23 protein-coding genes are annotated in these 23,704 nt (G+C 67.4%); 12 read left to right on the forward strand and 11 right to left on the reverse strand.

The genetic code is table 11. From position 1 onward, the window contains the following. Positions 1-20: 20 nt before the first annotated feature. A complete protein-coding gene (gene gabT, locus BEMPMBAN_RS05105; protein WP_159229308.1) occupies positions 21-1,364 on the reverse strand; it encodes a 4-aminobutyrate--2-oxoglutarate transaminase in 1,344 nt (447 codons plus the stop codon). A 342-nt stretch (positions 1,365-1,706) separates the two neighbouring features. Here gabT and yajC point away from each other — a divergent pair, with 342 nt between their 5' ends. The 6 genes from yajC (at position 1,707) to BEMPMBAN_RS05135 (ending at position 9,823) form a co-directional block, all read left to right on the forward strand. After that, positions 1,707-2,060, forward strand: a complete 354-nt coding sequence (gene yajC / locus BEMPMBAN_RS05110) for a preprotein translocase subunit YajC (RefSeq protein WP_159229379.1) — start codon at positions 1,707-1,709, stop codon at positions 2,058-2,060. Positions 2,061-2,143: 83 nt separating this feature from the next. Further along, positions 2,144-3,922, forward strand: coding sequence for a protein translocase subunit SecD (gene secD / locus BEMPMBAN_RS05115; protein ID WP_159229309.1), 1,779 nt, complete (start codon positions 2,144-2,146; stop codon positions 3,920-3,922). A gap of 3 nt (positions 3,923-3,925) precedes the next feature. Further along, the gene (gene secF, locus BEMPMBAN_RS05120) at positions 3,926-5,206 is read left to right on the forward strand and encodes a protein translocase subunit SecF (RefSeq protein WP_159229310.1); all 1,281 of its coding nucleotides are present in this window, start codon (positions 3,926-3,928) and stop codon (positions 5,204-5,206) included. 14 nt (positions 5,207-5,220) lie between these two features. Then, the gene (locus BEMPMBAN_RS05125; protein ID WP_159229311.1) at positions 5,221-6,882 is read left to right on the forward strand and encodes an ABC transporter substrate-binding protein; all 1,662 of its coding nucleotides are present in this window, start codon (positions 5,221-5,223) and stop codon (positions 6,880-6,882) included. Further along, positions 6,837-7,409: an adenine phosphoribosyltransferase gene (locus tag BEMPMBAN_RS05130; RefSeq protein ID WP_425294930.1), complete on the forward strand. Its 573-nt coding sequence runs from the start codon at positions 6,837-6,839 to the stop codon at positions 7,407-7,409. The genes BEMPMBAN_RS05125 and BEMPMBAN_RS05130 overlap by 46 nt, the downstream gene beginning before the upstream one ends. Positions 7,410-7,447: 38 nt before the next feature. Beyond that, positions 7,448-9,823, forward strand: a complete 2,376-nt coding sequence (locus tag BEMPMBAN_RS05135) for a RelA/SpoT family protein (protein ID WP_159229313.1) — start codon at positions 7,448-7,450, stop codon at positions 9,821-9,823. A gap of 44 nt (positions 9,824-9,867) precedes the next feature. Here BEMPMBAN_RS05135 and BEMPMBAN_RS05140 read toward each other — a convergent pair whose 3' ends face one another. Next, positions 9,868-10,764, reverse strand: a complete 897-nt coding sequence (locus BEMPMBAN_RS05140; RefSeq protein ID WP_159229314.1) for a peptidylprolyl isomerase — start codon at positions 10,762-10,764, stop codon at positions 9,868-9,870. Between the two features lie 116 nt (positions 10,765-10,880). Here BEMPMBAN_RS05140 and BEMPMBAN_RS05145 point away from each other — a divergent pair, with 116 nt between their 5' ends. Both BEMPMBAN_RS05145 and hisS read left to right on the forward strand, forming a co-directional pair. After that, the gene (locus tag BEMPMBAN_RS05145; protein ID WP_159229315.1) at positions 10,881-11,570 is read left to right on the forward strand and encodes an MBL fold metallo-hydrolase; all 690 of its coding nucleotides are present in this window, start codon (positions 10,881-10,883) and stop codon (positions 11,568-11,570) included. Further along, on the forward strand, positions 11,567-12,844 hold the full coding sequence (gene hisS / locus BEMPMBAN_RS05150) for a histidine--tRNA ligase (protein ID WP_159229316.1): 1,278 nt from the start codon (positions 11,567-11,569) through the stop codon (positions 12,842-12,844). Before BEMPMBAN_RS05145 ends, hisS begins: the two co-directional genes overlap by 4 nt. An 89-nt stretch (positions 12,845-12,933) precedes the next feature. Here the strand turns inward: hisS and BEMPMBAN_RS05155 are convergent, their stop codons facing one another. Next, complete coding sequence (locus tag BEMPMBAN_RS05155) at positions 12,934-13,281, reverse strand: hypothetical protein (protein WP_159229317.1); 348 nt, start codon at positions 13,279-13,281, stop codon at positions 12,934-12,936. A gap of 105 nt (positions 13,282-13,386) precedes the next feature. Between BEMPMBAN_RS05155 and BEMPMBAN_RS05160 the strand changes: the two genes are divergently transcribed. Next, on the forward strand, positions 13,387-13,830 hold the full coding sequence (locus BEMPMBAN_RS05160; RefSeq protein WP_159229318.1) for a lipoprotein LpqH: 444 nt from the start codon (positions 13,387-13,389) through the stop codon (positions 13,828-13,830). A 6-nt stretch (positions 13,831-13,836) separates the two neighbouring features. Here the strand turns inward: BEMPMBAN_RS05160 and BEMPMBAN_RS05165 are convergent, their stop codons facing one another. After that, complete coding sequence (locus BEMPMBAN_RS05165) at positions 13,837-14,340, reverse strand: copper chaperone PCu(A)C domain-containing protein (RefSeq protein ID WP_234897300.1); 504 nt, start codon at positions 14,338-14,340, stop codon at positions 13,837-13,839. A 343-nt stretch (positions 14,341-14,683) separates the two neighbouring features. On the opposite strand from BEMPMBAN_RS05165, the gene BEMPMBAN_RS05170 reads away from it, so the two are divergent. Continuing rightward, positions 14,684-15,517: a SigB/SigF/SigG family RNA polymerase sigma factor gene (locus BEMPMBAN_RS05170; RefSeq protein ID WP_159229320.1), complete on the forward strand. Its 834-nt coding sequence runs from the start codon at positions 14,684-14,686 to the stop codon at positions 15,515-15,517. 37 nt (positions 15,518-15,554) lie between these two features. Beyond that, positions 15,555-16,082: a DUF421 domain-containing protein gene (locus BEMPMBAN_RS05175; RefSeq protein WP_159229321.1), complete on the forward strand. Its 528-nt coding sequence runs from the start codon at positions 15,555-15,557 to the stop codon at positions 16,080-16,082. A 9-nt stretch (positions 16,083-16,091) separates the two neighbouring features. On the opposite strand, the gene BEMPMBAN_RS05180 is transcribed toward BEMPMBAN_RS05175, so the two are convergent. After that, positions 16,092-17,474: a DUF2254 domain-containing protein gene (locus tag BEMPMBAN_RS05180; protein WP_234897301.1), complete on the reverse strand. Its 1,383-nt coding sequence runs from the start codon at positions 17,472-17,474 to the stop codon at positions 16,092-16,094. 190 nt (positions 17,475-17,664) lie between these two features. Here BEMPMBAN_RS05180 and BEMPMBAN_RS05185 point away from each other — a divergent pair, with 190 nt between their 5' ends. Further along, on the forward strand, positions 17,665-18,888 hold the full coding sequence (locus BEMPMBAN_RS05185; protein WP_159229323.1) for a cation:proton antiporter domain-containing protein: 1,224 nt from the start codon (positions 17,665-17,667) through the stop codon (positions 18,886-18,888). Between the two features lie 20 nt (positions 18,889-18,908). Here the strand turns inward: BEMPMBAN_RS05185 and BEMPMBAN_RS05190 are convergent, their stop codons facing one another. From BEMPMBAN_RS05190 to urtB, 6 genes are all read right to left on the reverse strand, one after another. Continuing rightward, on the reverse strand, positions 18,909-19,175 hold the full coding sequence (locus BEMPMBAN_RS05190; protein ID WP_159229324.1) for a hypothetical protein: 267 nt from the start codon (positions 19,173-19,175) through the stop codon (positions 18,909-18,911). Between the two features lie 330 nt (positions 19,176-19,505). Beyond that, on the reverse strand, positions 19,506-20,060 hold the full coding sequence (locus tag BEMPMBAN_RS32485; protein ID WP_234897302.1) for a hypothetical protein: 555 nt from the start codon (positions 20,058-20,060) through the stop codon (positions 19,506-19,508). A gap of 100 nt (positions 20,061-20,160) precedes the next feature. Continuing rightward, positions 20,161-20,853: an urea ABC transporter ATP-binding subunit UrtE gene (gene urtE / locus BEMPMBAN_RS05200; RefSeq protein WP_159229325.1), complete on the reverse strand. Its 693-nt coding sequence runs from the start codon at positions 20,851-20,853 to the stop codon at positions 20,161-20,163. Beyond that, a complete protein-coding gene (gene urtD, locus BEMPMBAN_RS05205) occupies positions 20,854-21,699 on the reverse strand; it encodes an urea ABC transporter ATP-binding protein UrtD (protein ID WP_159229326.1) in 846 nt (281 codons plus the stop codon). It abuts the gene before it with no gap. Further along, positions 21,696-22,802 carry an urea ABC transporter permease subunit UrtC gene (urtC, locus tag BEMPMBAN_RS05210; protein WP_159229327.1) on the reverse strand — a complete coding sequence of 369 codons (1,107 nt, stop codon included), beginning with the start codon at positions 22,800-22,802 and terminating at the stop codon, positions 21,696-21,698. The genes urtD and urtC overlap by 4 nt, the downstream gene beginning before the upstream one ends. Continuing rightward, on the reverse strand, positions 22,799-23,683 hold the full coding sequence (urtB, locus tag BEMPMBAN_RS05215; protein ID WP_159229328.1) for an urea ABC transporter permease subunit UrtB: 885 nt from the start codon (positions 23,681-23,683) through the stop codon (positions 22,799-22,801). The genes urtC and urtB overlap by 4 nt, the downstream gene beginning before the upstream one ends. Positions 23,684-23,704 lie beyond the last annotated feature (21 nt).

Consider the following 23,704-nt stretch of genomic DNA (forward strand, 5'->3'; position numbering starts at 1 on the left):
GGTGCGTTCCCTCGACGGTGTCAGCGGAGTTCGGCGAGGATGCCTGCGATCACGTCGACCCCCTCGAGCAGCAGTTCGTCGCTGATCGTCAGCGGCGGCAGGAATCGCAGCACGTTGCCGAACGTCCCGCACGACAGCACGATCACCCCTGCGCGGTGCGCGGAGGCGCACAGCTTCTTGGTCAGCTCCGCGTCGGGTTCGGTGGTGCCCGGCTCGACCAGTTCTACCGCGATCATCGCGCCGCGCCCGCGCACGTCGCCGATGCGCTCGTCCTCGGCCTGCATCCGCCCGAGCTTGTCTTTCATCAGCGCCTCGATCTGAGCCGCGCGCTGAACCAGGCCCTCGGCCTCGATGGTCTCGATGGTCGCCAAAGCGGCCGCGCAGGCCACCGGGTTGCCGCCGTAGGTTCCGCCCAGACCGCTGACGTGCGGCGCGTCCATGATCTCGGCCCGTCCGGTGACCGCCGACAGGGGCATCCCGTCGGCAATGCCCTTGGCCGAGACGATCAGGTCGGGCACGATGCCTTCGTGTTCGCACGCGAACATAGCGCCGGTGCGCGCGAACCCGCTCTGCACCTCGTCGGCGATGAACACCACGTCATTGGCTCGGCACCAATCCAGAACGGCCTGCAGGAAGCCGTCGGCGGGAACGATGAAGCCACCTTCTCCCTGAATCGGCTCGATGATCACCGCGGCCAGGTTGTCGGCACCCACCTGCTTGTCGATGACGCTGATCGCCCGCCTGGCGGCGAGTTCGCCGTCGGTGGCCATCTCCTTGCCGAATTCGGCGTCGCGGAACGGGTAGGACATCGGCGCGCGGTAGATCTCCGGCGCGAACGGACCGAACCCGTGCTTGTAGGGCATCGACTTGGCCGTGAGCGCCATCGTCAGGTTGGTTCGGCCGTGGTAGGCGTGGTCGAAGGAGACGACGGCCTGCCTGCCGGTGTAGGTCCTGGCGATCTTGACCGCGTTCTCGACGGCCTCTGATCCGGAGTTGAACAACGCCGACCGTTTCTCACCGGTGCCCGGGGTGAGCCGGTTGAGCGCCTCGGCCACGGCGACGTATTTCTCATACGGAGTCACCATGAAGCAGGTGTGGGTGAACTTGCCGGCCTGCTCGGCGATCGCCTCGACGACCCGGGGCGAGGAGTTGCCGATGGTGGTGACCGCGATACCCGAGCCCAGGTCGATGAGCCGGTTACCGTCGACATCCTCGACGATCCCGCCGAACGCCCGCGCCGCGTACACGGGCATCGTGTTGGCCACGCCGCGGGCGACCGCCGCACTCTTGCGGGCGATCAGCTCGGCTGACAGCGGGCCGGGAATCTCGGTGACGAGGTGGCGGCTCTGCTCGAGGGTGCTCAACTGGAAACCTCCTGGATGCCCGTATTGAAACGGAAGAATTCGACTGCCGCGTGCTGGTTCGAGCCTAGCCGCAACGTGCATTGATCCGTCGGCAACCGCGACTGCTCGTGCCGGGAAGATGGGTGACATGGCACAGCGGCAACGGATTTCGTCGCGCCGACGCCCGGGATCGCGAACACCGAACCACCGGCGACCCGGGTGCAGGGCCGCGGCAGCCGACCCGGGGACGCGAACGCGATGGGTCGCAATGGCACACTGGTCAACAGCTTCTTCATAGATGCGGCCCCCACCCGCGGGTTCGGGAGCCGTGACCGCGAGACCGATACGAAAGACACGGCTGCCATGGACCTGATCATCTTCCTCCCATTGCTCATCGTCATGGGCGCGTTCATGTACTTCGCGTCCCGGCGCCAGAAGAAGGCAATGCAGGCCACCATCGACCTGCACAACTCGCTGGAGGTCGGCGACCGCATCCACACCACCTCGGGCCTGCAGGGGACCATCACGGCCCTGGGCGACGAGTACGTCGACCTCGAGATCGCCCCCGGCGTCGTCACCACCTGGATGAAGCTGGCGGTGCGGGACCGCATCGTGGACGATGTGGACGACGCCGACGAGGTCGAGGGCGCCGGGGACGACGACTTCGAAGAGGCCACGGAGATCACCGAGAGCCGGAACACCAAGACTGACAGCTGACGCTCAGTCGCAGCACGTAGTCTTTGTGAGCCTCTGCGCCCTGCGCGGTACCTGACGAACTGATCTCTAGGAGACCCTTACACGTGGCATCGCCTTCGACGCCGGTGCACCCTGCCCGCTACCTGGCCGTGTTCCTGGTGCTGGTCATCGGCGCCTACCTGCTGGTGTTCTTCACCGGAAACAAAGAACCGGACCCCAAGCTCGGTATCGATCTGCAGGGCGGCACCCGGGTCACGTTGACCGCGCGCACTCCCGACGGTTCGCCGCCGACCCAGGATGCGTTGAACCAGGCGCAACAGATCATCAGCGCCCGCGTCGACGGCCTGGGCGTGTCGGGTTCGGAAGTGATCATCGACGGGCAGAACCTCGTGATCACCGTGCCCGGCAACGACGGCAGCGAGGCCCGCAGCCTCGGGCAGACGGCACGGCTCTACATCCGGCCGGTGATCCACGCGATTCCGGCCGAGGGCGCCGGTCCGCCGCAGGAAGCGCCTCCGCCCGGCATGCCGCCGGGCGCGGTCCCGGGGATGCCGCCGGGCGCGGTCCCGGGGATGCCGCCGGGCGCGGTCCCGGGGATGCCGCCGGGCGCGGTCCCGGGCGCACCACCGGCCGAAGCCCCCCCGACGCCGCAACCGCGTCCCTTCCCCGCGCAACCGGCCCCGAGCCCGTCACCAGGACCCGAGCCGGACCCGGGTGCAGGACCCGAGCCGGACCCGGGTGCGGGACCCGGGGTGCTGCAGAACGAGGACGCGCCTCTGGCGCAGCGAATCCAGGACGAGAAGCAGCTGCGGCAGAGCGGCGAGCAGGCGATCCAGATCCTGGCGATGCAGTTCCAGGCGACCCGCTGCGGGGAAGAGGATGTACTCGCGGGCAACGATGACCCCAACCTGCCGTTGGTGACCTGCTCGGTCGACGGTGACGAGGTCTATCTGCTGGACAGCTCGATCATCAGCGGCGAGGGGATCGCCAACGCCACCTCCGGGATGGACCAGCAGCGCGGCGAGAACGTCGTCGACGTGGAGTTCAAGAGCGATGCCGGAGACGTGTGGGCCGACTTCACCGCGGCCAACGTCGGCACCCAAACCGCGTTCGTGCTGGATTCGCAGGTGGTCAGTGCCCCGCAGATCCAGGAGGCCATCCCGGGCGGCCGCACCCAGATCACCGGGCAGTTCACCGCAGATTCGGCGCGGGAACTGGCCAACGTGCTCAAGTACGGTTCGCTGCCGCTGTCCTTCGAGTCCTCGGAGGCCGAGACTGTCTCTGCCACCCTGGGCTTGTCTTCGCTTCGTGCGGGACTGATCGCCGGCGCGGTCGGTCTGGCGGCAGTGCTGCTGTACTCGCTGCTCTACTACCGGGCACTGGGCCTGCTCGTCGCGCTGTCCCTGGTGGCCTCGGGCGCGATGGTCTTCGCGATCCTGGTGCTGCTCGGCAGATGGATCAACTACACCTTGGACCTGGCCGGCATCGCGGGTCTGATCATCGGCATCGGTATGACGGCGGACTCGTTCGTGGTGTTCTTCGAGCGAATAAAGGACGAGATACGCGAGGGCCGCTCCTTCCGGTCCGCGGTTCCGCGCGGCTGGGCCAGGGCGCGCAAGACGATCCTGTCCGGCAACGCCGTCACGTTCCTGGCCGCTGCAGTGCTGTACTTCCTGGCGGTCGGCCAGGTGAAGGGTTTTGCGTTCACCTTGGGCCTGACCACGATCCTCGACGTCGTCGTCGTGTTCCTGGTGACGTGGCCGCTGGCCTATCTCGCGTCCAAGTCCACGACGATGGCCAAGCCGGCCCTCAACGGGTTGGGAGCCGTCCAGCAGATCGCACGCGAACGCCGAGCGGCGGCACACGCCGCGGGACGGGGATAGCAGATGGCCGCCAGGCACAACCGCGGTGAGACGGCCACTTCAAGCGCAGTCGAGGCACCCGACCCCGAGCTCACGGTGAACGACGGGCCGAAGCACGGCTTCTTCGTCCGCCTCTACACCGGTACCGGCGCGTTCGAGGTCATGGGCCGGCGCAAATTCTGGTACGCTGTCACCGCCGTCATCGTCGCCATCTCTCTCGGGGCAATCCTGTTGCGGGGCTTCACCTTCGGTATCGACTTCGAGGGCGGCACGAAGGTTTCGATGCCACGTGGTGACGGGCAGGCGACCACACAGCAGGTCGAGCAGGTATTCAGCGAGACGATCGGCCGGGCTCCCGAGTCGGTGGTGGTCGTCGGCAGCGGCGGAACGGCGACGTTCCAGATCCGTTCCGAGACGTTGAGCAACGAGGAGACCGAGGAACTGCGCACGGCGCTGTTCGAGGAGTTCCAGCCGCGGGGTGCCGACGGTGAGCCGAGCAGGCAGGCGATCAGCGATTCCGCCGTCTCAGAGACCTGGGGCGGCCAGATCACCCAGAAGGCTCTCATCGCACTGGTCGTGTTCCTCATCTTGGCGGCGATCTACATCACCGTGCGTTATGAGCGCTACATGGCGGTCGCCGCCCTGACCACGCTGGTGTTCGATCTCCTGGTCACCGCCGGCGTGTACGCGCTCGTCGGGTTCGAGGTCACCCCGGCCACGGTGATCGGGTTGCTGACGATCCTGGGCTTCTCGCTGTACGACACCGTCATCGTGTTCGACAAGGTCGAGGAGAACACCCAGGGGTTCGAGCACACCACCCGACGTACCTTCGCCGAGCAGGCCAACCTGGCGGTCAACCAGACCTTCATGCGTTCGATCAACACCAGCCTCATCTCGGTGCTGCCGATCGTGGCACTGATGGTCATCGCGGTGTGGCTGCTGGGCGTCGGCACGCTGATGGACCTGGCGTTGGTCCAGTTCGTCGGCGTGATCGTCGGAACGTACTCGTCGATCTTCTTTGCCACCCCGCTGCTGGTGAGCCTGCGGGAACGCACCGAGCTGGTGCGCAAGCACACCACCAAGGTGCTCAACCGGCGCCAGGCCGCCGCGGCGAAGTCGGCCGACGCGGAATCACACATCGACGGCGAGAACGAGCGCCCCGATGCCGAGCCCGCCTCGGTCGCTACGCCGGCCGCGCCCGCGCCACTGCCACCGGACAAGCCGGCGCCGGGTGCGCGGCCAGTCCGGCCCACCTCGAGCAGGACCGGGCGACCGTCGGGTAAGCGAAGCCCAGGAAAGCGTTAGGGGCGGTAGGTCCGATGACCCACCGTCTGATCCCGCGTCGCACCACCTTGCTGTCAGCGGTACTGGCAGTGGTGGGTGTGCTGGGCCTCACGTCATGCTCAGAGACCGCCGCGGACTCCATCGACTATGTCGTCGACGGGAAGCTGACCACTTACAACACCAACACCGTCGTCGGTGCGGCGTCCGGCGGCCCCGCCGCTTTCGCCCGGGTGCTGACCGGCTTCAACTACCACGGCCCGGACGGCCAGATGGTCGGCGACCACGATTTCGGCAGCGTCTCTGTGGTGGGCCGGACGCCACTGATCCTCGACTACGAGATCAAGGCCGAGGCGGTGTACTCCGACGGCAAGCCGATCACCTGCGACGACATGGTGCTGGCGTGGGTGTCGCAGTCGGGCCGGTTTCCGTGGTTCGACGCGGCCAATCGGGCCGGATACACCGACATCGCCGCGATCGACTGCGCGCCGGGGCAGAAGAAGGCGCGGGTGTCCTTCGCGCAGGACCGCCCGTTCACCGACTACGGCCAGCTGTTCGCCGCGACCTCGCTGATGCCGTCGCACGTCATCGCCGACGAACTCGGTCTCGGCGACGGCGGGGTGACGACGGCGTTGCTCAACAACGACGGGCCGGTCGTCGAGCGCATCGCCCAGGCCTGGAACACCCTGTGGGACCTGACCCCCGATCCGGACCTGAGTCGTTTCCCCTCGTCGGGGCCCTACAAGCTGGATTCGGTGACCGCCGAGGGCGCGGTGGTGCTGGTGGCCAATGACCAGTGGTGGGGCGCCGCACCGATCACCGGCAGGGTCACCGTCTGGCCCCGCAGCGCCGATCTGCAGGACCGGGTGAACGAGGGTGCCTACGACGTCGTCGACATCACCGCCGGATCGTCGGGCACGCTGAACCTGCCCGACGACTACGAGCGGACCGATGCGCCGTCGGCCGGCGTCGAGCAGTTGATCTTCGCCCCGCAGGGCCCGCTGGCGGCAGTGCCCGCCCGCCGGGCACTGGCGCTGTGCACACCCAGGGACGTCATCGCGCGCAACGCGTCGGTTCCGGTCTTCGATTCGCGCCTCAACGCCGCGACCGAGGATGCCTACGGAGTGGCCGAGACCCCGCCGGAGGCCGCACAGTTCATGGCCGCGAACCCCGATGCCGCCCGCGATGCCTTGGGCGGCGAGCCCCTGACGGTGCGGATCGGCTACCAGACGCCGAACGCCCGGCTCGCCGCCATGGTGGGTTCCATCGCGAGCGCGTGCGCACCGGCGGGGGTCACAGTCGAGGACGTCGCGGATGAGGATGTCGGACCGCTTGCGTTGCGCGACAACGAGATCGATGTGTTGATCGCCAGCGTCGGCGGCGCGGCGGGCAGTGGCTCGTCGGGTTCGTCGATCATGGACGCCTACAGCCTGCACAGCGGTAACGGCAACAACCTGCCGCGGTACACCAACGAGCGCATCGACGGCATCATCTCGACGGTGGCTGTGATCTCCGACCCCAAGGAGCTCGCCCGGCTGCTCGGTGAGGGAGGTCAGATCCTGTGGGCCGACATGCCGACGCTGCCGCTGTACCGTCAGCAGCGGACACTGGTGACGTCGACGAAGATGTTTGCGGTGAGCACGAATCCGACGCGATGGGGTGCGGGGTGGAACATGGACCGTTGGCGGCTGAGCCAGTGAGCACCACAGGGGTGGCGCAGGTCATCGCGTCGCTGCTGCGTGAAGTGCCCGACTTTCCCGAGCCGGGCATCCAGTTCAAGGATCTGACCCCGGTGCTCGCCGACGCCCGTGGTCTCGCCGAGGTCAGCACGGCGATCGCCGAGCTCGCCCGCGGCGCGGACCTGGTGGCCGGTGTGGACGCCCGCGGGTTCCTGCTCGGCGGCGCGGTCGCCCTCGAGCTGGGTATCGGTGTGCTGGCGGTGCGCAAGGGCGGCAAGCTGCCGCCGCCGGTGCTCAGCGAGACCTACAGCCTCGAGTACGGCACTGCGACACTGGAGGTTCCCGCCGAGGGAATCGAGTTGGCGGGGCGCAAGATCATGGTGATCGACGACGTGCTCGCGACCGGCGGGACTCTGACCGCCACCAATCAGTTGCTCACCGCCGCGGGAGCACAGGTGATCGGGGCGGTGGTGATGCTGGAGCTGGCCGCTCTGGGGGGTCGCGCGGTGCTCGATCCGCTGCCGGTCACCAGCCTGTACACCGTCTGAGCGGATATCCTGCGAAGAGCACAGCATCGGAGGTGAGCATGGCCGGCGAGGACCCCCGCCCGTCCCAGGCCGAGCAACCGCCGGCCGGCGTGGGAGTGCAGAGCCCCGAGACCCAGCCGATGGAGCTGGCCAAGGCCGATCCGTCCAAGGCCGCCTCAAGCGCCTCGCGGCGGGTGCGGGCCAGGTTGGCGCGCCGAATGACCTCGCAGCGCGGCACCGTCAACCCGGTGCTCGAGCCGCTGGTCGCCCTGCACCGGGAGATCTACCCGAAGGCGGACCTCACCCTGCTGCAGCGGGCCTACGAGGTTGCCGAGCAGCGTCACGCCGACCAGTTGCGCCGCTCCGGGGACCCGTACATCACCCACCCGCTGGCCGTCGCCAACATTCTGGCCGAGCTGGAGATGGACACCACCACGCTGATCGCGGCGTTGCTGCACGACACCGTCGAAGACACCGGGTACACGCTGGAGGCGCTGACCGAGGAGTTCGGCACCGAGGTCGGCCACCTCGTCGACGGCGTCACCAAGCTGGACAGGGTGACGCTGGGCAACGCGGCTGAGGGCGAGACCATCCGCAAGATGATCATCGCGATGGCGCGGGATCCGCGGGTGTTGGTGATCAAGGTCGCAGACCGGTTGCACAACATGCGCACCATGCGATTCCTGCCCCCGGAGAAGCAGGCCCGTAAAGCCCGCGAAACACTGGAAGTGATTGCGCCACTGGCACACCGGCTGGGTATGGCGACGGTGAAATGGGAGCTCGAGGATCTTTCCTTCGCGATCCTGCACCCGAAGAAGTACGAGGAGATCGTGCGCCTGGTCGCCGGCAGGGCGCCGTCGCGCGACATCTATCTGGCCAAGGTGCGGGCCGAGATCAACGCCAGGCTCACCGCGTCGAAGATCAGCGCGGTGGTGGAGGGCCGGCCCAAGCACTACTGGTCGATCTACCAGAAGATGATCGTCAAGGGGCGCGACTTCGACGACATCCACGACCTGGTGGGCGTGCGCATCCTGTGCGACGAGATCCGGGACTGCTACGCGGCTGTCGGGGTGGTGCACTCGCTGTGGCAGCCGATGGCGGGTCGCTTCAAGGACTACATCGCCCAGCCGCGCTACGGGGTGTACCAGTCGCTGCACACCACCGTCGTCGGGCCCGAGGGTAAGCCGCTGGAGGTGCAGATCCGCACCCGCGACATGCACCGTACCGCCGAGTACGGCATCGCTGCGCACTGGCGCTACAAAGAAGTCAAGGGCCGCAACGGATTACCGACCGGCCATGCCGCCGCCGAGATCGACGACATGGCCTGGATGCGGCAGCTGCTGGACTGGCAGCGGGAGGCGGCGGACCCAGGGGAATTCCTCGAGTCACTGCGCTACGACCTGGCGGTCCAGGAGATCTTCGTCTTCACGCCGAAGGGTGATGTGGTCACCCTGCCCGCCGGATCCACGCCGGTGGATTTCGCGTATGCGGTGCACACCGAGGTCGGACACCGCTGCATCGGCGCTCGGGTCAACGGGCGACTGGTGGCGCTGGAGCGCAAGCTCGAAAACGGGGAACTGGTAGAGATCTTCACGTCCAAGGCGCCCAACGCGGGCCCGTCACGGGACTGGCAGATGTTCGTGGTGTCGCCGCGGGCGAAGGCCAAGATCCGGCAGTGGTTCGCCAAGGAGCGCCGTGAGGAAGCCCTGGAAGCCGGGAAGGACGCGATCGCCCGGGAGGTGCGCCGCGGCGGACTTCCGTTGCAGCGGTTGATGACCGGCGAGTCCATGGGGGCGTTGGCGCGTGAGCTCCGCTATCTCGACGTCTCCGCGCTCTACACCGCGGTCGGCGAGGGGCACGTCTCGGCGCGTCACGTCGTCCAGCGACTCGTCGCCCAGCTCGGCGGTGACGACGAGGCCGCCGACGAGTTGGCGGAACGCTCCACGCCGGCCACCATGCCGATGCGGCAACGCAGCACCGACGATGTCGGGGTCGCGGTCCCCGGAGCTCCGGGGGTGCTGACCAAGCTCGCCAAGTGCTGTACCCCGGTGCCCGGCGACAACATCATGGGATTCGTGACGCGCGGTGGGGGAGTCAGTGTGCACCGCACCGACTGCACGAACGCCACATCGCTGCAGGAGCAGTCCGAACGCATCATCGACGTACAGTGGGCGCCGTCTCCGTCGTCGGTGTTCCTGGTGGCGATCCAGGTCGAGGCGCTCGACCGGCACCGGTTGCTCTCGGATGTCACCCGGGTGCTGGCCGACGAGAAGGTCAACATCCTGTCGGCATCGGTGACGACGTCGAACGACCGGGTGGCGATCAGTAGGTTCACCTTCGAGATGGGCGACCCCAAGCACCTGGGCCATGTGCTCAACGTGGTCCGCAACGTCGAAGGCGTCTACGACGTCTACCGCGTCACCTCGGCAGCCTGAGCCCTCCCGACCACCCCGGCGGCGGGGCGGTCACTGCGTCCGGATCAGTCCAGGGCGATCGACTCGATGTTGACGTCGAGCTGCGGCGGGCCGTCCGGACCACCGTCGACCGTCCCTTCGGCTGCGATCTTGTCCAGTGTCTGCAGGCCGGTCTCGTCGATGGTGCCGAACACCGTGTAGTTCGGCGGCAGCTGCGAATCCCTGAACACCAGGAAGAACTGGCTGCCGTTGGTGCCCGGCCCCGCGTTGGCCATGGCCAACGTGCCCCGCGGGTAGACCACGGGCTGCATCAGTGCCGGATCGTCGGGCTGGTACTGGTTTGTCGGGTACTCGTTGGCGAACTGGTATCCGGGGCCGCCGGTGCCCTCGCCGGTGGGGTCGCCGCACTGCAGAACCGCCAGTGATTCGCTGGTCGTCAGCCGGTGGCACGGGGTGTCGTCGAACCAACCCTGTTGGGCCAGGCTCGCGAAGCTGTTGACGGTGCACGGTGACTTGGCGTTGTCCAGCTGCAGTCCGATGTTGCCCTGGTTGGTTGCCATGCTGGCGCTGACCTGCGCGGGCTCGGTCGGCACCCGACCGGCGCGCGGCGCATCGTTGGGCTTGCTGGCCTCCTCTGCCGAGGCCGGGTACTGGCAGTCGCTTCCCAGGCCCTCGGGAGCCTCGAACGGCGGCAGCCCACCGGCCTGTGCCGGCTCCGGCGCATCGAGCGGCGACGCCTCCGAGGGGGCCGCGGTGGTGCCGGTCGGCGACGCGGTCTGCTCACCGGACTCGCGATTGGTGAGGACGATGGTCGCCACCACGGCACCGATCACCACGACCGCAGCCACCGCCGATCCGATGATCGTGTACAGACGGCGTTTGCGTTCGTTCTCGGCCCGTCGCTCGAGTTGCCGCTCGAGCTTGCGCTTGGCTGTCTCACGCCGTTGTTCGTTGGTCGGCACCGCCGGTTCCTCCTCGCGTTCGATCCGGTCGGCACCGAGTGTGCCAGCTGCTGCCGAGCACGGCGGCCGCGACCCTCGTGAACAGCGACGGGAACTGGACGTGGGAAGCTGGAACAGTGTTGATCACCGGATTCCCGGCGGGCATGTTGGCGTGCAACTGCTATGTGCTCGCCCCCAGGGCCGGCGCCGACGCCGTCGTGGTGGACCCCGGTCAGCGGGCGATGGGGCCGCTGCGCCGAATTCTGGACGAGAACCGGCTCACGCCTTCGGCGGTGTTGCTCACCCACGGCCACATCGACCACATGTGGTCGGCCCAGAAGGTGGGCGACACCTACGGCTGCCCCGTCTACATCCATCCGGCGGATCGTGTCATGCTCACCGACCCGCTCAAGGGGTTCGGGCAGGGGCTGTTCGCCGGCGTGGGTCGGGTGGCGCTCGGCGCCATGTTCCGAGAGCCCAGACAGGTGATCGAACTCGATCGCGACGGCGACAAGATCGAACTGGGCGGCGTCACGGTTGCGGTGGACCACACACCGGGGCACACGCAGGGATCGGTCGTGTTCCGCGTCGACGGCGGCCTCGGCGACGGGCCGGGCGCGGTGACCTTCACCGGCGACACGCTGTTTCGCCAGTCGGTTGGCCGCACCGACCTGCCTGGCGGCAGCGGTCGTGATCTGCTGACGTCTATCGTGACAAAACTATTGGTGCTCGACGACGACACCCTGGTACTACCGGGGCATGGCGAACGCACCACCATCGGCGCCGAACGCCGTACCAACCCGTTCCTCGAAGGTTTGAATCCGTGACTGACCGTGGTCCTTCTGTCTCCTTTCAGGCCCCCAAGGGCGTTCCCGACTATGTCCCGCCGGAGTCGGGGGAGTTCGTCGCCGTGCGCAGCGGCCTGCTCGGCGCCGCCCGGCGGGCCGGCTATGGCGACATCGAGTTGCCCATCTTCGAAGACACCGCGCTGTTCGCGCGGGGCGTCGGGGAGTCCACCGACGTCGTCTCCAAGGAGATGTACACCTTCGCCGACCGCGGTGACCGCTCGGTCACGCTGCGCCCGGAGGGCACCGCGGGGGTGATGCGCGCGGTGATCGAGCACGGTCTCGATCGCGGGCAATTGCCCGTCAAGCTCTGCTACTCGGGTCCGTTCTTCCGCTACGAACGCCCCCAGGCGGGTCGGTACCGTCAGCTGCAACAGGTCGGGGTGGAGGCGATCGGTGTCGACGACCCCGCTCTGGACGCGGAGGTTATCGCCGTCGCCGACGCCGGGTTCCGGTCACTGGGACTCGACGGGTTCCGACTGGAACTCACCTCCCTCGGCGACGACAGCTGCCGCCCGCAGTATCGGGAGCTGTTGCAGGACTTCCTCTTCAAGTTGGACTTGGACGAAGAAACGCAGCGGCGGGTCCAACTGAACCCACTTCGGGTGCTCGACGACAAACGCCCGAAGATGCAGGAGATGACCGCGGACGCCCCGGTGATGATCGACCACCTGTCCGATGCGGCCAAGCAACACTTCGAGACGGTGCTCGCGCACCTCCATGCGTTGGGGGTGCCGTACGTGATCAACCCGCGGATGGTGCGTGGGTTGGACTACTACACCAAGACGACGTTCGAGTTCGTGCACGACGGTCTGGGAGCGCAGTCCGGTATCGGCGGCGGTGGCCGCTACGACGGTCTGATGCACCAGTTGGGAGGTCGGGATCTGTCCGGCATCGGGTTCGGCCTCGGTGTCGACCGGACCCTGCTGGCGCTGCGCGCGGAGGGAAAGACGGTGGCTTCGGCCGGTCGGGTCGATGTGTACTGCGTGCCGTTGGGGGAGCGGGCCAAGCTGGAGTTGGCGGTTCTGGCCGCGACACTTCGCGGTGCCGGCGTGCGCGTCGACATGGCCTACGGGGACCGGGGACTCAAGGGCGCCATGCGTGCCGCCGACCGGTCGGGAGCGTCGCTGGCGCTGGTGGCCGGTGACCGCGACATCGAGGCGGGCACAATCGGCGTGAAGAACCTCTCCAACGGTGAGCAGGCGGACATCGCCGCCGACGCCGTTGTGGCCGAGCTGCTTTCGCGGCTGACCTAGTTTCCTTCACCGCGAGCGCGCGTGTCTGCACGTAGCCATGCCGGCTACTACCGTGCAAAACGTCACCGTCGCAGCCGACGACAGTGCATTCAGCGCGATGACTTCGCTCTGCCAGACACCGCGCCCTGCGTCAGCACGGCGACGATTGTGAGGGCTCCGACGGCGCCGAGCGTGATCGTCCACAGCCTTCGGTCCTCGAGGTCCTTCTCGCACAGCCGGACGTAGTTCGGGTCCACCAGGACCTCGCCGAAGACCGGCACGTTCGCCTCGCTGGCGTCGTCGTTGGCGCGGGCGGCGGAAAGGTCGGGAGCGATCGCGCTACCGCAACTGACGGCTTCGCCTTGCCCGGCACTCACCGAGACGGGCACCACCAGACCCACGATGCCGACGAGCAGCGCCACGGCGCCCACAGCCACGAATATCAGTCGCACCTTCATGCCCAATCCAATACCCGCTGTCGGCGCCTTGACACCTGAGCGGCCGCATCACGAAACTGGTGCGGTCCCACGGTATGGGCCGGCGGCGCTGGGGTACTTCTTCGCATGAGCACGAGTCGGTGGGCCGTCGCGATGGGGACTGTGGCTCTCGTCGTCGCGGGCTGTTCGAGCAGCTACGAAGCGCTCGGCACCCGCACCGCTGAGGTGCTGATCAACGGCACTGAGGTCGCCGAGAAGCCACGGGTCCGGTGTGAGCAGGTCCAATGGGTGTGGTTCATCAAGTCCCTCGAGCAGACGCCGGGATTCAGCGCGCAGGTACGTACCGGTGACGCGGTGGTGGCCCGGTTGGTGCGCATCGAGAACCTCGGCGGTTTCACAGGCAGTTCGTGGAACGCAGAGACCACCGCTCCCGCCACCCCGGTCGGCGTCGAGGCCGAGGCCGACATCGCCGACGGGACCTTCACCATTTCGGGAACGGCGATGGGTTTTTATCACGACGACCCGGCTGAAACCACCACCGCCAGCTTCGAGATCCGAACAGAGTGCTGAGGGTCCTCACTGCGTCTGGATGGGGCATGCTTCCACCGGTACCGGCAGCGTCACGTCTCCGGCGAGTTCGAACCGGAACGTGACATCGGTGTTGGTGGCGGGCCGCAGCTCGGGGTCCAGTCGGTCCAGCAACACCGCCGGCCGGCTCGCATCATCGTCGCCCGGCTCCACGTTCGGCTCGCCGAGGCTGACGGTCGACTTGGGCGGTATCTCCACCTGTCCGATCATCCGCGCCTGTTCGGCGGCGCTCGTGGACAAACCGAGAAGGCGCTCGGTCTCGGCCGGGCGGTTGTTCGTGACGGTGAAGCGCATGGCGCCGCCGGCGTTGAGCTGGATCTCGCACAGGCCGGGAACATACGTCGGCACGATGTAGGCGTTCTCGACGCTGGTGGTCTCGGTGTGCGAGCCGGAACCGCGGTTGGACGAGTCCAGCACCACGTCCTCACCGCACCCGCCGACACCGAACGTCAGCATTGCCGCTCCCGCCAGCGTGAATCCACTTCTCCGCATTCGTGACGACCTCATGTTCTCCCTTCGCTGCCGTTGTGTTGGATCACAAGCCGTCTGCTCCGCGGGCAATGTTCCCCACCTCGCGTGGTTGATACCCACCGCGAGTGGTTTCGCGTCAACAGCCGCTGCCCTACCGCGGCAACCTAAGAATCAATTGTGGGATTTGTGCAGATCGCATGAGCTTCGGGTGGCTCGCGTCGGTCGTCGCCGCGCAGTTGTTGCGATTAGGCAACGATTGTCACCCGGTCAGGTTTTCGTACCGCATCCGGGTAGGCCGACTGCAGACCGATCCACCGCGCGGAAGGCTTTTACCGCTGCTTTCCGCCCGCCGAAGGAGGCCACCATGGACGTCGCGGAGCTCACCTGTGCCGACACCGGAGATTCCGGCGCCCGAGATCCGGACTGGTCAGCCGTCGAGGATCTGTTCGAGCGGCTGGGCTCGTGCTCCACTGCCGGCGAACACCGCCGCTGCCGACAACGGATCATCACCGAGTGTCTGCCCCTTGCCGACCACATCGCCTATCGGTTCGTCGGTCGTGGGGAACCGTCCGACGACCTCATCCAGGTCGCCCGGATCGGCCTGGTCAAGAGCGTGGATCGGTACGTTCCCGCCAAGGGACGGTTCATGGCCTTCGCGGTGCCGACGATTCGTGGCGAGGTGCGTCGGCACTTTCGCGACGGGACATGGTCGATGCGGGTGCCCCGTAAGGTGCAGGAGACACAGCTCAAGATGCGGCACGCGGTCGAGACACTCTCCCAGCGGTTGAACCGCTCACCGACCAACCCCGAACTCGCGCGGGAGCTCGGCGTCGACGACGACGATGTGGCCCACTCCCATGCCGCCCATTGGGCTTACCGGCCGCTGTCGCTGGATGCACCCCGTTCGCCGGATGACGGGTCACAGCCGGTCGGTATCGGCGCGAGTCACGGGGCAGAGGATCCAGGCTACGAAACGGTGGAGAACCTGATGATGCTTCGTGAGGCCATCGCCGAACTGGACCCTCGGCGCCGGGACATCCTCGGTATGCGGTTCTTCGAGGGGTTGACACAACGGGAGATAGCCCTTCGGCTCGGCATCTCACAGGTGCAGGTGTCGAGGCTGCTGGACGCGACATTGACCCGGCTGCGGGAACAGATGCACGTCGACGTCGCTGCGCCGGTCGCCGAGGCCGCGTGAGCGCGCCGACCCTACCGCGCGAAAGGAGTTGAGCGGCATGTGGTTCGACGCCTGGAGCGAGGTTTTCAGGGTGCTGCTCGTCGGTGCTGCCGCCTACGTCACCCTGATCGTGGTGCTGCGGATATCGGGCAAGCGCACGTTGGCCAAACTCAATGCGTTCGACCTGGTGGTCACGGTGGCGGTCGGTTCGACGCTGGCCACGATCCTGCTGAACTCCGATGTGTCGTTCGTCGAGGGGGCCGCGGCGTTCGCGTTGTTGGCGACCATGCAGTTCCTGGCGGCGACGGTGTCCTCACGGGTGAAGGCCGGCCGTTCGGTGCTGACTGCGCGGCCGACGGTCCTGGTGTCGCAGGGCGTTCTGCTCGAGGACGCGCTGCGTCGTCAACGGGTCAGCGCCGACGAGATCCGCCAGGCGATCCGGTCGTCGGGACAAGGTGACATCAGCCAGATCGCCGCGGTGGTGCTGGAAACCGACGGGTCCCTCAGCGTCATCGCCGGGGACAAGATCGGCGACTGGTCAGCGCTGGCGGGACTGCCGGACATCCCTGCCGAACCACGGCGTTGAACAGACGTCTCAGGTAGGGGTCCAGCGACGATCGAGGGCTTCCCGGACATGATGGGCCAGTTGTTCCAAACTGCGGCGGTCGGCCCGATCGAGGTCCTGCTCGCCGACCGTCCTCTCCAAGCGCAGCAGCCGATCGGCGATCGCCTGGCGGTGCGCGGGAAGCACAACCACCCAGGCGAGTTCACGCAGCATCGACAGTAACCTGGCCAGCACCGCGGGATCGGATGCGCCGTAGAGCTGCGGCTGGTTGCAGACCAGGTCGAGAAGGTCGGGTAGGTCCGGCCGGGCCAGCACCACCCGCGCGACGCCGTCACCGTCCCGAAGGATGCGGCGCCCCAGGCGGTAGCCGGCCAGCTCGCACAGTATCGCGCTGCACGAATTCAGCCCGTGCACAGCCGTGGTGGGGTCGTTGATGCCCGGGCTCAGCGCGCGCACGACCACATCGACCAGCTGGCGAAGTCCGTAGCCGAGGTCCTGGGTGGCGGTGCGCTCGATGCCGGCGCTCAGGGCGCCGGCCACCCGGTCGCGCACCGCGCTCCACTGCTCCTCGTCGAGCGAACCGGTCGCCGACCAGCAGAAGGCGACCGGAACCCCCGCCAGGACGTCGGATCCAACCGGTCGGTCGAGCCAGATGACGGCGTCGGCGTCGACCGCCGCAGCCAGCAGGGCCTGTTCGTCGACCTCGACGAGGAAACCGGAGGATCGAGCGACGACCAACGACGCACCCGGGGGTGGGGACGGCGCGAAGTCATGGTCCGGGTGTTCCCCGAGCGGGTCGAGCACCCGGTGGGTGGTGTCCTTGATGTCGGCACAGACGTGCTCCAGCATCGTCTCGATCCGGATCTGGCGGACCAAATGCCCGAGAAAGAGCACCAGGGCCAGCACGCTTGCCATGGCCAGCAGGTAGGCCAACGTCACGGCGATCTGGGGGACGAACTCCGCGCTCCCGTCGTTGTCGTTGCGGACGGTACGCAGAACCGTCAGCGCATAAACGAACGTGGCGAGAAACAACGCGAGGGTGCGCTGGACGAACCGATCCGCGGCGAATGTCCGCAACAGCCGCGGCGTGTACTGGCTGCTGGCCAGCTGCAGCGTCACCACCGTCAACGAGAAGGTCAGCGAGGTCACGGTGATCAGCGATGTCGCGACCGCCCCGAGGACCTCCCTCGCCGCGTCGGCCCCGCCCCCGAAGATGTAGTCCGCCACCCGTGGCGGAATGCTCTCGTCCAGCACGTCGTCGAGTTCGGGTACGGCGATTCCGGCAACGAACGCCAGCACCACCCCAACGGCGGGCACCGGCCACAGCCGGCTCCGCCAGGCGTCGACGAACACCGTGCGTCGCTGGCGTACGGCCTCGATGACCCCGGAGCCGCCCCCGCCGTTGCCGCTCACCAGCGCCGACGATCGACGTGAACCCGGATATCCGGTCCGGTCATCGATGTCCCGGTGCGTGCCGGTTGCGGGCAACTTTGATACGCATAGGTTGATCCAAGTACCCGAAACACGCACCGGCATACGTTTTCCCCGAGTTCGTGCGCCGATGCGGCGCCTGCCCCGACACAAGCATGGGAGTCAGTGAGACGTGGAACTCGACATTGTGCTGGCCGCGGTCGGCGTGCTCGGCGTCGTGGTGGCGACGATGTCGGCGAAGATGCGCAGCCTGCCGATCTCCGAACCCCTGCTCGGACTGGTCGCCGGGATCGCGCTGGGGCCGCAGGTCACCGGCGTGCTGACATTGCCGACCCTGGCTGCCGAGCAGTCGCTACTGCACGAAGTCAGTCGAATACTGCTGGCGATCTCGGTGATGGCGGTCGCGCTCCGCTATCCGTTCAGCGAGATCCGGCAGCACGTCCGCCCGATACTGATCCTGCTGTTGATCGTTCTGCCGGCGATGGCCCTGGTGTCGGCCGGCTTGGGGTGGGCACTCCTCGGCCTGCCCATCGCGGCTGCGGCACTGTTCGGTGCCGCGATCAGTCCGACCGACCCGGTCCTGTCCTCGAGCGTGGTCACCGGCAACGCCGCCGAGCGTGACCTGCCGGCCCGCGATCGTCAACTGCTCTCCGTCGAATCGGGCTCCAACGACGGTCTGGCGTTACCCCTTGTCCTCGTGGCGATCACCATGGCCGGGGTGCTCACGCCGGGTGGCGCTCTGGTCGAATCGGCATGGCAGGTGGGCGGTGGCGTCGTGCTCGGCGCGGGGATCGGGTGGCTGGGAGGGCACGCACTTCGGCTCGGAGCGCGCCACGGCGCCACGGCGAGCGCGCCGGCGTTGTTCTTCACCGTGGTGCTGGCTCTGGGCATCCTCGGATCAGCCGGACTGCTGGGTGTGGATGGCGTTCTCGCTGTCTTCGTCGGTGGGGTCGCCTTCAACATCGTCGGTACCGGTCGCGAGCGCGCGTCCGAGGTCTCGATCGACGAGGCGATCAACCGGTTCGCGGTGTTGCCGCTGTTCGTCCTGTTCGGCGCGGCGTTGCCCTGGCAGCAGTGGGCCGAACTCGGCTGGCAGGGCGGGGTGTTGGTGCTCGCGGTGCTGGCGCTGCGCCGGATCCCGATCGTGCTGCTGATGAAGAGGCCGTTGGCACTGCGGCTTCCCGACGCGCTGTACCTGGGCTGGTTTGGCCCGGTGGGGGTGGCGGCATTGTTCTATCTGACCCTGGAGGCGGAACGGCTCGGGGCGAACGAGCAAGTGCTGGCTGCGGGATCACTTGTGTTGGCAGGCAGCACCATCGCCTTCGGTCTCACCGGCGTGGCCGGGCGGGCGCTCTACCGTCGCGTGACCGCTCAGGACGCTGCGGCCGAGGGGTAACTGGTCCCGGGCCGGCCCGGTCACTTCGTGAGCCTGTCCAGGGTTTGCAGGTAGGGGCTGCGTTCCGCCCCGGTGAGCGGGGGAGCGAAGGCGACGACAACGGTGTCCGCCCGGTACAGGCCGCGAGGCGCCGCATAACCGGCGGCGTCCTCCGCCGTTGGGAACGTCTTGATCCTCAACGTGTCTGTGACGACGGATTGTGCACAGCCGACCGCCGGGCATTCCGTGGCCGTGTCGTCGAGCGGATTGGGGACCGCCAGCCCGGAGTCTGCCAGCGCATTGACCATGCTGCGTGCTGTCCACGATGTGGTGGATCCGTTCGAATGTGTCAGGGCCCCGGCGGTGGAGCCGGACGCCGACGTGGCGTCCCCGGAGCGCGGAGTCGAGATCTGCGTCGAAGTCTGCTCTGTGGGTGAGCAACCGACCGCGGTGAGAGCACCGGCGGTGAGCAACACCGCCGCGGCCGAAAGCGGTCGGTGGCACTGGCGGCGCTGTCTCGCCCGTAGCGAAGTTCCGATGATCGGCCGTCCCTCTCTCGTCGATCCGGTTCGTCTTCGTTGCCGCGGTACCCGAGAATCGGAGAGCACAAACCGGGTCGCCCCGGACGCGCTGGCGCACTAGTTCGGTCGGGCGTCAACGATGTGGTTGAGGACTTCGTCGACGCGGCCGATCCCGCCACCGAACGGGTTGCCGCGCTTGAGTAGATGTGTCCCGGCCGGTGTCACCGCCACCAGTTTCGGTGAGCTGGAGGTCAGTTGCATCCGGCGGGTGAATCGGACCTGGTCCAGTGGGACGACAAACCGGCCGAAGCGGTCCCGGTACACCCGGTGGGTCCGGTCGATGACCGCCACCGGGGTGAACGTGCTCAGCGGGCGTTGCCTGGTCCTGCGCCTCGCCCCGATGAGAAAGCCGGCGATCACTGCGGTTGCGATCCCGATGAGGAGCAGTGACGCGCCGAGGGTGGCCGGAACCGATGACGGGGCGTCGGTGCTGGTGTGGACGATCCAGACCGCGCCGAATCCGCCGAACACCAGCGTGATGACGACCAGCAGGTAGGTCATGATCTCCGTCGGGCCATTGCCGCGATCGATGATGAGGACCGCTCCGCCGTGCTCGGCCACCACGAGGCCACCCTGTTCAGCGATGACGACGGGTTCGGTCGGCTCAGCCATAGGGCAGAGCTTGCCGAATCCGGGCGCCGGCGTGCGCCTTTGTACAGAAATCACCGGCGTTTCGGGTGCAGACCCGCGCGCTCGCGGGCGGGGACTGCCCCTAGATGGCCATGGCGGCGCGCACGTCATCTTCCGACGACGAACCACCGGTACCGCTGGAGGTCACCCGGCCGGCTTCGAGGATGTAGTACTGCTGCGAGGACTCCAGTGCGAAACCGATGTGCTGTTCGACGAGCAGAACACCGAGGTCACCGCGCGCGGTCAGCGCGGTGATGGCCTCTTCGATCTCGCCGACCACCGACGGCTGGATGCCTTCGGTCGGTTCGTCGAGGATGAGGCATTTCGGCGTGGTGATGAGGGCGCGCGCGATCGCGAGCTGCTGACGCTGACCACCGGAGAGCAGCCCGGCGCGCCGGCTGAGCAGTTCCTTGAGGGCGGGAAACAGATCCAGCTGCTCGTCGATCAACTGCTTTCCGTTCTTGCGCCCGTCGGCGACCACCTGGAGGTTCTCGGCAGTGGTCAGCTGCCCGAAGGACTGCTGGCCCTGCGGGACGTAGGCCAGCCCGCGGGCCACCCGCGCGGACGGGCGCAGTTTGGTGATGTCCTGCCCTTCGAACAGCACCTTGCCCGAACTGCACTTGAGCAGGCCCACCGCCGCGCGGAGCAGCGTCGTTTTCCCCGCACCGTTGTGCCCCATCACCGCGGCCACCCCATCCGAGGGCACCTCGATGCTGACCCCGTGGATGACCTCGGAGCGGCCGTATCCACTGTGCACGTCGACCAGTTGCAGCATCTAGGAAACCTCCGTCTGTTCACTGGTCTGCCCGGCCGCCGTTTCGGCGCCGGCGGCGGCCGTCCCCAAGTAGACCTCTTGCACCTTCGGGTTGGCCTGGACCTCGGCGACGGAACCTTCGGCGATCACCTGGCCCCGCGCCAGAACCGTCACCGACGTGGCGAATGCCCGCATGAAGTCCATGTCATGCTCGACGACGACCACGGTGCGTTCGGCGCCGATGCGGCGCAACAGATTTCCCGTCTCCTCCCGCTCTTCGTGGCTCATGCCCGCGACGGGTTCGTCGAGCAACAGCACATCGGCGTTCTGCACCAGCAGCATGCCGATCTCCAGCCACTGCTTCTGTCCGTGGGCGAGCACTCCGGCGGGCTTTTCGGCCAGCGCGCTGAGTCCGATGGTGTCCAGGGCCTGCTCGATGACCGGCAGCACCCCGTGGCGCCGGCGCAACAGCGTCCACGGTGACCGGCCGGCCCCGGCGGCGATGTCGAGGTTCTGCAGCACGGTCAACTGCTCGAACACGCTCGCGGTCTGGAACGTGCGGCCCACGCCGCGGCGGGCGATCTGGTGAACCTTCTTTCCCAGCAGTTCCTCTCCGGATTTGCTCACCGAACCGGTGGCGGTCACCAGCCCGGTGATGGCGTCGATCACGGTGGTCTTGCCGGCCCCGTTGGGTCCGATCAGGAACCGCAGGTCCCCCTGGAAAAGGGTGAGGTCGACGTCGCTGACGGCTTTGAAGCCGTCGAAATCGACTGTCAGGCCTCGAACTTCGAGGTACTGGGTACCCATGCCGACATTGCCGCCGGCTTTCGGTCCGCGTTCCTGCGAGACGGCCTCGGCTTCCGTCATGGGGTGGCTCCCACCTTTTCTGCGTCGGGTTCCTTCTCGGATTCCGCCTCGGCGCTGTCCTTGGCCTTGCGTCGGCGCTTGAACAGCACCGCCAGACCCGCGAATCCGGCGGGGAAGAACCCGACGACGACGATGAACAGCAGGCCCTGTGCGTAGGTCCACTCCGACGGAAACCGTTCGGAGAACAGGGTTTGCGCCCAGGCCACCCCGATGGCGCCCAGCACGGGGCCCAGCAGCGTGGTGCGTCCTCCGATGGCGACACCGATCAGGAACGCGATGGACGGCAGGATGCCGACCTGCGACGGCGCGATGAAGCCGACGATCGGGGCGAACAGGGCGCCGGCGACGCTGGCGAACAGCGCGGCGACGGTGTAGGCCACCACCTTGATGTTGGCCGGGTCATAGCCCAGGAACCGCACTCGTTCCTCGCCGTCACGCACCGCGACGAGTAGTTCGCCGTAGCGACTCTGCATCAGCTGGCGCACCACGGCCACCACGATCAGCAGCACGCCGGCGGCGATGAAGTACAGCATTCGCCGGTTCGCCGGGTCGTTGAGCGTGAAGCCGAAAAACGTGCGGAACCGGTTGAGGCCGTTGCTTCCTCCGAGGCTGGTCTGACCGACCAGCAGGATGGCCAGCGCCGCGGCCAGCGCCTGCGACAGGATCGCGAAGTAGGCGCCCTTGACCCTGCGTTTGAACACGCCGAATCCCAGCGCCGCGGCGATCGCCGCCGGGACCAGCACGATGGCGAGCAGGGTGAACGCCGGAGAGGCGAAAGGCGCCCAGTAACCCGGAAGTTCACGCACGCCGGCGATCTGCATGAAATCGGGCACGTCGTTGCCGAACACCTGTGCATCGGCGATCTTGAGGTGCATGCCCATCATGTAACCGCCGAGGCCGAAGAAGACGCCCTGGCCCAGGACCAGCATTCCGCCCCGGCCCCATGCCAGGCCGATGCCGACCGCGACGATCGCGAAGCACAGGAACTTGCCGAGCAGGCTGAGCCGGAATTCGGAGAACACCAAGGGCGCCACCCCGAACAGCAGTACCGCGGCGATCCCGAAGCCCGCCCAGGTCTGCCAGCGTCCGATGAGGGTCCTCACACCAGACTCCTTGTCCTGACAGTGAACAGGCCCTGCGGGCGGGCCTGCAGGAAGATCACGATGATCACGAAGACGATCACCTTGGCCAGCGACGCCGTCGTGTTGAACTCGATGAACGAGTTCAGGAAGCCCAGCGTGAACGCCGCGATCACGGTGCCCTTGATCTGGCCCAGGCCGCCCACGACGACGACCAGGAAAGCGTCGATCAGGTAGCTCTGACCGATCGTCGGGCTGGTGGAGCCGATCAGCGTCAGCGCCACGCCTGCCACGGCGGCCAGCCCGGATCCGATGAAGAACGTCGTGATGTCGGTCTTGCGCGACGAGATGCCGCTCGTCTCAGCGAGATCGCGGTTCTGCACGACGGCGCGGATCCGGCGCCCCATCGGGCTGGTCTTGAGCACCGTGGCGAGCACCGCGACGCAGACGACGGCGAGCACCAGGATGAAGATGCGGGTCTTGGGAACGACGGCGCCGAGGATGTCCACACCGCCGGACAACCATTCGGGTGCGACCACGTTGACCGCGGGCGCGCCGAAGATGTCACGCGCCACCTGCTGCAGGATCAGCCCGACGCCGAAGGTCACCAGCAAGGTGTCGAGGGGACGGGAGTACATCCGCTGGATCAGCGTGACCTCCAGCAGTGCGCCCATCGCACCGCCGATGAAGAATCCGAGGACCAACGAGATCAACAGCGAGGCACCGGCGCTCGACACCACCTGCTGTATCACGTAGGCGGTGTAGCAGCCCGCCATGATGAATTCGCCGTGCGCCATGTTGATGACGCCCATCTGACCGAACGTCAACGACAACCCGAGTGCGGCCAGCAACAGGATCGAGCCGAGGCTCAATCCTGTTGCCAGCTGCCCGATCAGGACATCCATGCTGTGTTAGTTCCCCGTCGC

Origin of the sequence: Mycolicibacterium austroafricanum, assembly GCF_902705885.1 — a bacterium.
Classification (GTDB): Bacteria; Actinomycetota; Actinomycetes; order Mycobacteriales; family Mycobacteriaceae; genus Mycobacterium; species Mycobacterium vanbaalenii_A.